The sequence below is a fragment of the Nitrospirota bacterium genome, from assembly GCA_016235245.1.
In the GTDB taxonomy this organism is placed as follows: domain Bacteria; phylum Nitrospirota; class Thermodesulfovibrionia; order Thermodesulfovibrionales; family UBA6898; genus UBA6898.
On record JACRLO010000016.1, the window covers coordinates 1 to 3,160 of the forward strand.

3 protein-coding genes are annotated in these 3,160 nt (G+C 48.3%); all 3 read left to right on the forward strand.

Annotated elements, in window-relative coordinates:
* Positions 1-209 precede the first annotated feature (209 nt).
* Genes HZB31_08300 through HZB31_08310 form a run of 3 tightly spaced genes read left to right on the forward strand, consistent with a single transcriptional unit; the run spans position 210 to position 3,035 of the window.
* On the forward strand, positions 210-692 hold the full coding sequence (locus HZB31_08300) for a hypothetical protein (GenBank protein ID MBI5847934.1): 483 nt from the start codon (positions 210-212) through the stop codon (positions 690-692).
* A 14-nt stretch (positions 693-706) separates the two neighbouring features.
* The gene (locus HZB31_08305) at positions 707-2,341 is read left to right on the forward strand and encodes an AAA family ATPase (protein MBI5847935.1); all 1,635 of its coding nucleotides are present in this window, start codon (positions 707-709) and stop codon (positions 2,339-2,341) included.
* Complete coding sequence (locus tag HZB31_08310; protein ID MBI5847936.1) at positions 2,331-3,035, forward strand: hypothetical protein; 705 nt, start codon at positions 2,331-2,333, stop codon at positions 3,033-3,035. Before HZB31_08305 ends, HZB31_08310 begins: the two co-directional genes overlap by 11 nt.
* Positions 3,036-3,160: the final 125 nt, after the last annotated feature.

Below are 3,160 nucleotides of genomic sequence, written 5' to 3' on the forward strand. Positions count from 1 at the left end.
ATTCGCAAGGATAAATGGTCGGTGTGGTATGGTATAATGTCTTTGGAGTTCTCATGTTTGGCCCTTTCCTTGGCAGGATAGAGCTGATTGTTCATGAGAACTCTTTTTAGTCAAAAAGTGACTTTTGCTTTATTGCGTTTCAATCGCTCCTTGCTAGTGCATTCACTGGAAAACTCACCGAGGCGTGGCGGGATCAACACAAAGCTGAATTGAGCGAAGCGGCTAAGAAGCGTGATGAATGGTTGAAAGAACGTGGGCATAAGGTAACCATTGTCCAAGCCGCTGTTTCGCAACTCCCTGCTTATGAAGAGACAATTTCGCCTCGTCATGCTTTGCTTCAAGAACTCAGCCCATTTCAAAGTAAGGTGTATCAAATCGCTAATACTCAAACGGGTTACTTTACCGCGCAATCGCTATCCGCAGCTGAAGGTTTCGAGCTTGAACAGACACGGCGTTGCCTGGCTTTACTAGAAGCAACTGGGTTGATTCACCGCGTCAGTCTTGTCCGTTCCCAATCCAGCGAAACCAATCCCAAGAATTCTGCGGAGACCCTGGTCAGTTTAGAGTTCGCGCCAATCTATCGCGCACTCAAATCAGAAGATGATAGCCGTGCGGATGACATTGCCGCCCTTCAAGCCGCCTATCCAGAACTTGGATCTTTGCTCAAGTTGGATGAAACACCCTTGTCCTAGGTTGTTTTCAAACTATGCAACTTCGCTACTTTCGACTTTGCCACCGTCGCCCGTTAGAGGATGTCCAAATCATCTTTCAACGCGAGCGTCTGCTTCAAGAACAGCAACTTGCTATTCACTTTGTCGTTGGCGTGAATGGCACAGGCAAGACGCGCTTGCTTCAAGCATTGGCAGAGACATTCATTGCACTGGAAACGGATCCCAAAAATCTCAGCATTCCAGTCACGCTTGCTTACGACCGCCAGATCGAACAGAAAAATCAAACCATCTATTTTGATTATTCACCAGACCTGCAACCAGCGCGAGCGTTTGCGCTTTTTGAAACGCCACTCCCCCCTGATACGGATTGGAGCAAACTAGCCCAAGGTTTGCGCAACCCAGACACCGCCACAAAACTCAATACCAAGCCGCGCCTCGGCGACGATGTTCCAGATGATCTCACACCATTTTTACCACGTCCGCTGTTGGTCTATACCTCGGGTGATTCAAGCAGCTGGGATTTGCTATTCAACTCACAAGATTGGGGCGATTCGCCAACCGAGATTTCGTTAGAGAACGAAACCCCACCCGATTGGGACATCGCTCAACAACGCGATGCTCTTCGTACAAGTGGACTCTTGAAAGATGCTGAACTTCTCCGCACGTATGTGGAACCCGAAACTGAAACCCGTTCACCTCATGCAAGCGTCTTCCTAGCTCCTGAACAACTCAAACTTGCTGTTTGCGCTGTAACGCTTGAGCACGCTTGGCGCGAATGGCAATCTTCAACTAGCTATCCGCCTGACAAAAACTTGCAATCCATTTTGCAAGAGGTAGATTGGCGCGAACCACTCACACTGACTTTTAATTTGAACTTTCAACCCGATCAGTGGAGCCAGTCATTCCAAAATGATGCAGAGAAGATTTATCGCTTGTATCATCAAGCCACTACTGTGCGCCGCGACCCAGGTACTGGCAAACGTCGTCAACTTGTCTTTGATCTAGGTCGCACTCGTGCCGAAGAAACAAGCACTTTGTTGGAACTTCTTGGCGGACCAACACCCATTGAAGTGTTCAACACTCTTCGACGCTGGCAACAGGCAGGCATTCTCAACGACCTAAGTATCACTTTGCACAAGCACAGCGAACCGACGGGCGATTTACTGCTTTTCGATTGGCTGAGTGATGGTGAGCGATTGTTCTTGGGACGTATCGCAGTCTTTTATCTGCTCAGAGGTCGCGATGATGCGTTGCTTATCCTCGACGAACCAGAAAACCACTTTAACGATTATTGGAAGCATAAACTGGTAGATATTCTCGCCGATGCGCTCGGTCAACAACAGAGCGAAGTTCTCATTTCGACACATTCCAGTATCGCATTGACGGATGTCTTTGCAGATGAAATCATTTTGCTCAAAAAGCGCGATGGCGAAACGATAGTGGTTCCTGTGCCCATTCCCACCTTTGGCGCTGACCCCAGCGAAATCATGATTCGCGTCTTTGACTCTCCCGATAGCATTGGCAAGCGCGCCTACGAATACCTCGAACGATTAGTGACCGGCGGAACGCCCCTTGAATCCGCCGAAATAAAAGAGTGGATGAAAAAAATCGGGGCTGGCTATTACCGCTCCGAACTGCGCAATCTCGGAAAAGACCGCAATGCTTTATGAACTCCACCTTCCTGATAGCGCCCGCTATTTAGACTGGGTTGTCGCTTTGCAACATTGCCTGCTGGAAGGTTTGTGTCAGCATGCCACTCAGCCTGCTCACGTTGACGAAGCATGGGTGGAGCAATGTACGCGTGCTTTAAACCCCGATCCAGACTGGTTACGCCGTTTTTGCGGATGGAGCCGAGAAAGCAAGTCTCTGCTTGAACTTATGCGCAGGATTGCGGGATTCCCACCCGCCGCAAAAGATGCAGTTATTGTGGCGCTCGACAATGATTTAAAGGTGCATCAGGCATTCAATGCGCCAATTCACAATCTCATCGGAGTGACCAACCTTGATCATGCACACGCTGAGACAATAAAAGAATTCTGCGAACGCTTTTACGATCCGGGATTTGATCGCGGTTATCAAGTACCCGATGGAAATCAGTACATCGAACTCCGACGAACTAAATATGTTGATGAGTTCAAAAATAAAAACGAGCATGTCCAGGTCTGCCCTTTCTGTGATGGTTATCCAACTGGCATTGAACTAGACCATTTTTATCCCAAGCGACAGTATCCCTACTTATCATGTCATCAACTCAACTTGGTTCCCATTTGCCATGATTGCAATAAACCTGGTGCCAAGCATCAGACTCCGCCACTGACCACGCTGACCCTCGACCAAACACAGGATTGGTTTCTAGCTACCTGACAGTTTTACAAAAACGATAGTTGACCGACACTGTTCCTCTGTTAAGATAGGTTTTGCCCAAACTACTTGACGGAGGTTCCCAATGTCGATCAACCGACTCTATGATACTTGGTTTAAACGAATCG